This is a genomic window from Kitasatospora sp. NPDC054795 (assembly GCF_053611565.1).
Genome location: NZ_JBSHAP010000105.1, coordinates 25,531 through 32,458 on the forward strand (window position 1 = coordinate 25,531; position 6,928 = coordinate 32,458).

At 69.6% G+C, this 6,928-nt stretch carries 6 protein-coding genes and 1 rRNA gene; all 7 read left to right on the forward strand.

The window, feature by feature from the left end:
* The first annotated feature begins 14 nt into the window (after positions 1–14).
* On the forward strand, positions 15–1,346 hold the full coding sequence (locus ACWGJO_RS30635) for a M16 family metallopeptidase (RefSeq protein WP_452188694.1): 1,332 nt from the start codon (positions 15–17) through the stop codon (positions 1,344–1,346).
* A 32-nt stretch (positions 1,347–1,378) separates the two neighbouring features.
* Positions 1,379–2,125 carry a 4-hydroxy-tetrahydrodipicolinate reductase gene (gene dapB / locus ACWGJO_RS30640; protein ID WP_359911600.1) on the forward strand — a complete coding sequence of 249 codons (747 nt, stop codon included), beginning with the start codon at positions 1,379–1,381 and terminating at the stop codon, positions 2,123–2,125.
* Positions 2,126–2,180: 55 nt separating this feature from the next.
* Positions 2,181–2,639 carry a tetratricopeptide repeat protein gene (locus tag ACWGJO_RS30645; protein WP_359911597.1) on the forward strand — a complete coding sequence of 153 codons (459 nt, stop codon included), beginning with the start codon at positions 2,181–2,183 and terminating at the stop codon, positions 2,637–2,639.
* Complete coding sequence (gene thyX, locus ACWGJO_RS30650) at positions 2,636–3,367, forward strand: FAD-dependent thymidylate synthase (RefSeq protein ID WP_359911594.1); 732 nt, start codon at positions 2,636–2,638, stop codon at positions 3,365–3,367. Before ACWGJO_RS30645 ends, thyX begins: the two co-directional genes overlap by 4 nt.
* A gap of 215 nt (positions 3,368–3,582) precedes the next feature.
* The gene (dapA, locus tag ACWGJO_RS30655) at positions 3,583–4,482 is read left to right on the forward strand and encodes a 4-hydroxy-tetrahydrodipicolinate synthase (RefSeq protein ID WP_452188691.1); all 900 of its coding nucleotides are present in this window, start codon (positions 3,583–3,585) and stop codon (positions 4,480–4,482) included.
* Positions 4,483–4,652: 170 nt separating this feature from the next.
* Positions 4,653–6,338: a ribonuclease J gene (locus tag ACWGJO_RS30660; RefSeq protein ID WP_380544919.1), complete on the forward strand. Its 1,686-nt coding sequence runs from the start codon at positions 4,653–4,655 to the stop codon at positions 6,336–6,338.
* Between the two features lie 497 nt (positions 6,339–6,835).
* Positions 6,836–6,928 (forward strand): 16S ribosomal RNA (locus ACWGJO_RS30665); the annotation flags it as partial.

Below are 6,928 nucleotides of genomic sequence, written 5' to 3' on the forward strand. Positions count from 1 at the left end.
AGGCCCCGGCGGTAATGCAGCGTCCCGGCACCACCCGGACCCTGCTCAAGGGCGTCGACGGCGCCGGGACGGTGCGCCGCACCGTCCTCCCCGGCGGCCTTCGGGTCGTCACCGAGACCCTGCCCACGGTGCGCTCCGCCACCTTCGGCATCTGGGTCGGCGTCGGCTCGCGGGACGAGACCCCGCAGCTCAACGGCGCCACCCACTACCTGGAGCACCTGCTCTTCAAGGGCACCGAGCGGCGCAGCGCGCTGGACATCTCGGCCGCCCTGGACGCGGTCGGCGGCGAGATGAACGCCTTCACCGCGAAGGAGAACACCTGCTACTACGCCCGGGTCCTGGACACCGACCTGCCGCTGGCCATCGACGTGGTCTGCGACATGCTCACCGGCTCGCTGATCCGGCCCGAGGACGTGGAGTCCGAGCGCGGCGTCATCCTGGAAGAGATGGCGATGGCCGAGGACGACCCGGGCGACGTGGTGCACGACCTGTTCGCCACGGTGATCTACGGCAGCGGCCCGCTCGGCCGCCCGATCCTGGGCACCCAGGAGACCATCAGGACGCTCACCCGGGACCAGATCGCCGGCTTCTACCGCCGCCGCTACCGGCCCGAGCACCTGGTCGTCGCGGCGGCCGGCAACCTCGACCACCGCAAGGTGGTGAAGCAGGTCGAGCAGGCCTTCGCGACGGTGCTGGCGGCCTCCACCGCGGCCCCCGCGGAGGCCCGCCGCGGCGTCAAGGCGCTGCGCACGGCCGGCCGGGTCGAGGTGCTCAACCGCTCCACCGAGCAGGCCCACCTGGTTTTGGGCGTGCCCGGGGTGCCGCGGCACGACGAGCGCCGCTGGGCGATGGGCGTGCTCAACGCGGCCCTCGGCGGCGGGATGAGCTCCCGGCTGTTCCAGGAGGTCCGCGAGAAGCGGGGCCTGGCGTACTCGGTCTACTCGTACTCCTCGTCCTACGCGGACAGCGGCCTGTTCGGCATCTACGCGGGCTGCCAGCCCAAGCGGGTCGAGGAGGTGCTGCGGATCTGCCGCGCCGAGCTGGCCAAGGTGGTCGAGGAGGGCATCACCGAGGAGGAGCTGAACCGGGCGATCGGCCAGATCTCCGGTTCCACCGTGCTCGGCATGGAGGACACCGGCTCGCTGATGAACCGGATCGGCAAGGCCGAGCTCAGCTACGGGCACCACCTGTCGGTGGACGACATGCTGGAGCGGATCGCCGCGGTGACCCTGGAGGACGTCCACGCGGTGGCGCGTGATGTGCTGGGCGCGCACCGGCCGTCGCTCGCGCTGATCGGCCCGGTCAATGACAAGCGGGCCGCCAAGCTCGCCGATCTGCTGGTCTGATCCGCTGATTCCCAGGTGAGAGGAACTTTGCTATGACGCTGCGTGTCGCCGTGATCGGCGCCAGGGGTCGGATCGGCTCCGAGGCGGTCAAGGCCGTCGAGGCCGCGCCGGACCTGGAGCTGGTGGCCGCCCTCGGCCGCGGCTCGAAGCTGGAGGAGCTGACAGAGGCCGGTGCCCAGGTCGCCGTCGAGCTGACCCATCCGGACTCGGTGATGGGCAACCTGGACTACTGCCTGGACCACGGCATCCACGTGGTCACCGGCACCACCGGCTGGACGGACGAGCGGCTCGCCACCGTCCGCGGCCGGCTGGCCGAGGCCCCGGAGCTCGGCCTGCTGATCGCCCCGAACTTCTCCATCGGCGCCATCCTCGGCATGAAGTTCTCCCAGATCGCCGCCCGGTACTTCGAGTCGGTCGAGGTGGTCGAGCTGCACCACGACCGCAAGGCCGACGCGCCCAGCGGCACCGCCACCCGCACCGCCCAGCTGATCGCCGCCGCCCGGGCCGAGGCCGGCCGGCCGCCGCAGCAGGACCCGACCACCCACAGCCTGCCCGGCGCGCGCGGCGCCGACGTGGACGGGGTGCCGGTGCACGCGGTGCGGCTGCGCGGCCTGCTCGCCCACCAGCAGGTGATGTTCGGCGACACCGGTGAGACGCTCACCATCCGGCACGACTCGCTGCACCACAGCAGCTTCATGCCGGGCATCCTGCTGGGCGTGCGCAAGGTCGTCGGGACGCCGGGGCTGACCTTCGGCCTCGAACACTTCCTGGACCTGTGACAGTGTCGATCCGAACCGTGCCGAACCAGACCGTGCCGATTCCCGGAGGGGACCGATGACCTCCCGCACCGGTTTCTTCGTCCTGTCCGGCGTGCTGCTGCTGGTCGCCCTGGTCTGCGTGGGCGAGGGCGTCCAGCTGATCGCGACCGGCAAGCCGCTCGGCATCGGCATCGGGATCTGCGCCTTCGTGATCCCGGTGATCGGCGTCTGGTTCCTGCGCCAGACCGTCCGCTTCGGCCGGGACAGCGAGCGGCTGGCCCACGAACTGGAGGCCGAGGGCGGCCTGCCGGTGGACGAGCTGAAGCGCAGCAAGGGCGGGCGGATCGACCGGGCCTCGGCCGACGCGGTGTTCGCCCGCCGCCAGGCCGAGGCACAGGCCGCGCCGGGCGACTGGCGGGTCTGGTTCCGCCTCGCCGTGGCGTACGCCGACGCCGGCGACACCCCGCGCGCCCGCAAGACCATGCAGCACGCCATCAAGCTGCACAGCACCGAACCCGCAAGGAGTAACGCGTGAGCGACGAACCGACGGCCCCCAGCTTCCGCAGCGACGTGACGGTGGAGCTGGTCCGCAGCGCCGCCGCCGACTCGGACGTCATCTGGGCGGCCCGGGTCTCGACCGCGGGCGAGCAGTCCCTGGAGGCCCTCCAGCAGGACCCGGAGAAGTCCAAGGGCCTGATCAACTTCCTCATGCGCGACCGGCACGGCACGCCGTTCGAGCACAACTCGATGACCTTCTTCATCAGCGCGCCGATCTTCGTGTTCCGGGAGTTCCACCGGCACCGCAGCGGCTGGTCGTACAACGAGGAATCCGGCCGCTACCGCGAGCTGCAGCCGGTCTTCTACGTCCCGGGCGAGGAGCGCAAGCTGGTCCAGCAGGGCCGCCCCGGCAAGTACGAGTTCCACGAGGGCACGCCGGAGCAGCACAGCACCACCACCGGGGCGATGGAGGCCGCGTACCGCGAGTCCTACGCCCGCTACCAGGAGATGCTGGCCGCCGGAGTGGCCCGCGAGGTGGCCCGCGCGGTGCTGCCGGTGGGCCTGTTCTCCTCGATGTACGCGACCTGCAACTCGCGCTCGCTGATGCACTTCCTGTCGCTGCGCACCCGGCGGGAGAACTCGGCGGTGCCGTCCTTCCCGCAGCGCGAGATCGAGATGGTCGCCGAGCAGATGGAGGAGCAGTGGGCCCGGCTCATGCCGCTCACCCATGCGGCCTTCGAGAAGCACGGCCGCGTCGCCCCCTGACCTGGGACGACCGGCATACGGGCAGAGTGTCTGGCATGTCTGGATTGCGGCTTATCTAGCCGCTCCCTACATTCGTGAACACGGATTCCGGTGCTGCCCGAACCCCCGAGCGGGCAGCACCGGAATCCCACGTCCGCGCCACCGACGCGCTACACCTGTCCGAACACTGGACCGGCATGGGTAACGCCCCACCGCCTACGAGTAGCTTTGGACGCATGGCTCCGACCTCCACCCCCCAGACGCCGTTCGGCCGGGTCCTGACCGCCATGGTCACCCCGTTCACCGCCGACGGCGCGCTCGACCTCGACGGCGCCCAGCGCCTCGCCACGCACCTCGTGGACTCCGGCAACGACGGCCTCGTCGTCAACGGCACCACCGGTGAGTCCCCGACCACCAGCGACGCCGAGAAGGCCCAGCTGGTCCGCGCCGTGGTCGAGGCGGTCGGGGACCGCGCCCACGTGGTCGCCGGCGTCGGGACCAACGACACCCACCACAGCGTCGAACTGGCCCGGCAGGCCGAGGCGGCCGGAGCGAACGGCCTGCTGGTCGTCACGCCGTACTACAGCAAGCCCCCGCAGGAGGGCCTGTACCGGCACAACGCCGCCGTCGCCGACGCGACCGGGCTGCCGGTCATGCTGTACGACATCCCGGGCCGCAGCGGGGTCGCGCTGAGCCACGAGACGCTGGTCCGCCTCGGCGAGCACCCGCGGATCGTCGCCAACAAGGACGCCAAGGGCGACCTCGGCGCCGCGGCCTGGGCGATCGCCCGCTCCGACCTCGCCTGGTACTCCGGCGACGACATCCTCAACCTGCCGCTGCTGTCAGTCGGAGCCGTCGGCGTGGTCAGCGTCGTCGGGCACGTGGTGGCCGGGGACCTGCGGGCGATGATCGAGGCCTTCCTGGCGGGCGATGTGGTCAAGGCCACGAGTATCCACCAGCGCCTGCTCCCGGTGTTCAGCGGTATGTTCCGCACCCAGGGCGTGATCCTCGGCAAGGCCGCGCTGGAACTCCAGGGCCTGCCCGCCGGCCCGCTGCGACTGCCGTTGGTCGGAGCGACGCCCGAGGAGATCGAGCGATTGAAGCAGGATCTCGCCGCCGGCGGGGTACACCTTTGACAGACACGGACGTGCGCGCCCCGGCTCGCCGGACCTCCCAGGGTCCGCCGCTGAACCGGTCCGAAGGCGCGAGAGCACAGACCCAGTAGGAAAACGACACTGAGTACGCGCGCCATATGTCTCCAGGGGGAGGACCCCGGGCATATGGCGTGCGTCGTGAGGAGAGTCTTTTGAGCCACCCGCACCCCGAGCTCGGCGCGCCCCCGGCACTGAAGGAGGGCGCCCTCCGCATCACTCCGCTCGGCGGCCTCGGCGAGATCGGCCGCAACATGACGGTCCTCGAGTACGGCGACCGCATCCTGATCATCGACTGCGGCGTCCTCTTCCCCGAGGACGAGCAGCCCGGCGTGGACCTGATCCTCCCGGACTTCAGCTACATCCGGGACCGTCTCGACAAGGTCGACGGCATCGTCCTCACCCACGGGCACGAGGACCACATCGGCGCCGTCCCCTTCCTCCTGCGGGAGAACCCGGACATCCCGCTGATCGGCTCCAAGCTGACCCTGGCGCTGATCGAGGCCAAGCTCGCCGAACACCGCATCCGGCCGTACGTGCTGGAGGTCAAGGAGGGCGAGCGCGAGCGCATCGGCCCCTTCGACTGCGAGTTCATCGCCGTCAACCACTCCATCCCGGACGCCCTGGCGGTCGCGGTCCGCACCCCGGCCGGCATGGTCGTGGCCACCGGCGACTTCAAGATGGACCAGCTGCCGCTGGACGGCCGCCTGACCGACCTGCCGACCTTCGCCAAGCTGGCGGAGGAGGGCATGGACCTCCTGCTGGTGGACTCCACCAACGCCGAGGTTCCCGGCTTCATCCCGCACGAGCGGGACATCTCGGCGGCGCTGCGGAACGTCTTCGCGAACGCCGACAAGCGGATCATCGTGGCCTCCTTCGCGAGCCACGTGCACCGCATCCAGCAGGTCCTGGACGCGGCCCACGAGTACAAGCGCAAGGTCGCCTTCGTCGGCCGCTCGATGGTCCGCAACATGGGCATCGCCCGCGACCTCGGCTACCTGAAGGTCCCCGGCAACATGGTCGTGGACGTCAAGCAGCTGGACGACCTTCCGGACAAGGAGGTCGTGCTGATCTGCACCGGTTCGCAGGGCGAGCCGATGGCGGCGCTGTCCCGGATGGCCAACCGCGACCACCAGATCCGCATCGTCGAGGGCGACACCGTCGTCCTGGCCTCCTCGCTCATCCCGGGCAACGAGAACGCCGTCTACCGGGTGATCAACGGCCTGACCCGCTGGGGCGCCAAGGTCGTGCACAAGGGCAACGCCAAGGTGCACGTCTCCGGCCACGCCTCGGCCGGCGAGCTGCTCTACTTCTTCAACATCTGCAAGCCACGCAACCTGATGCCGGTCCACGGCGAGTGGCGCCACCTGCGCGCGGCCGCCGAGCTGGGCATCGCCACCGGGGTGCCGCGCAACCGCGTGGTCATCGCCGAGGACGGTGTCTGCGTCGACCTGGAGGGCGGCGTCGCCCGCATCGTCGGCAAGGTGCAGGCCGGCTACGTCTACGTGGACGGCTCCTCGGTCGGCGACATCACCGAGGCCTCGCTCAAGGACCGCAGGATCCTCGGCGAGGAGGGCTTCATCTCGGTCTTCGTCGCGGTCGACTCGACCAACGGCAAGATCGTCGGTGGCCCGACCATCCAGGCCCGCGGCTCCGGCATCGACGACAACGCGTTCGTCCCGGTGGCCGCCAAGCTCCAGGAGGCGCTGGACCGCTCGGCGAGTGACGGTGTCCTGGAGCCCCGTCAGGTGCAGCAGCTGGTCCGCCGCACCATCGGCAAGTGGGTCGCGGACAACTACCGCCGCCGGCCGATGATCCTGCCGGTCGTCGTCGAGGTCTGACGCTCGCTCAACACCGGCTGAGGCCGGTTTGACGTGGGGCAACCCGGTGCGTAATGTTCTCCGGGTTGCCCCACGGGACGGCCCCTCGGAAACGGGCTCGAATCTGAATTCGAGAACGACCGGGGAAAACGGACCGAGAAACTCTGATAGAGTTCGGGAGCGCCGAAAGGCGAAAGCGAATCGAATGAATGAAACTCCGGAAAACGGAGCGGAAAACATCTGATAAGCTGGAAACACGAAAGAACGAAGCCCGGAGGGTCCGCTGGAAGGCGGTCCGAAGGAAGCGTCCGTTCCTTGAGAACTCAACAGCGTGCCAAAAGTCAACGCCAGATATGTTGACATCCCCGGCCTCGATCGTTCGATCGGGGTTGGAGATTCCTTTTGAAACAAACACTAGCGAGGACGCAGTGCGCGGGGCCGCCCTATTCCGGTGGTTGCCGTGCCGCTCAACGCGGGTGTCGACCCGGCGCTTTTAATTAAGCACTGCCGGGTAAGCATTCACGGAGAGTTTGATCCTGGCTCAGGACGAACGCTGGCGGCGTGCTTAACACATGCAAGTCGAACGGTGAAGCCCTTCGGGGTGGATCAGT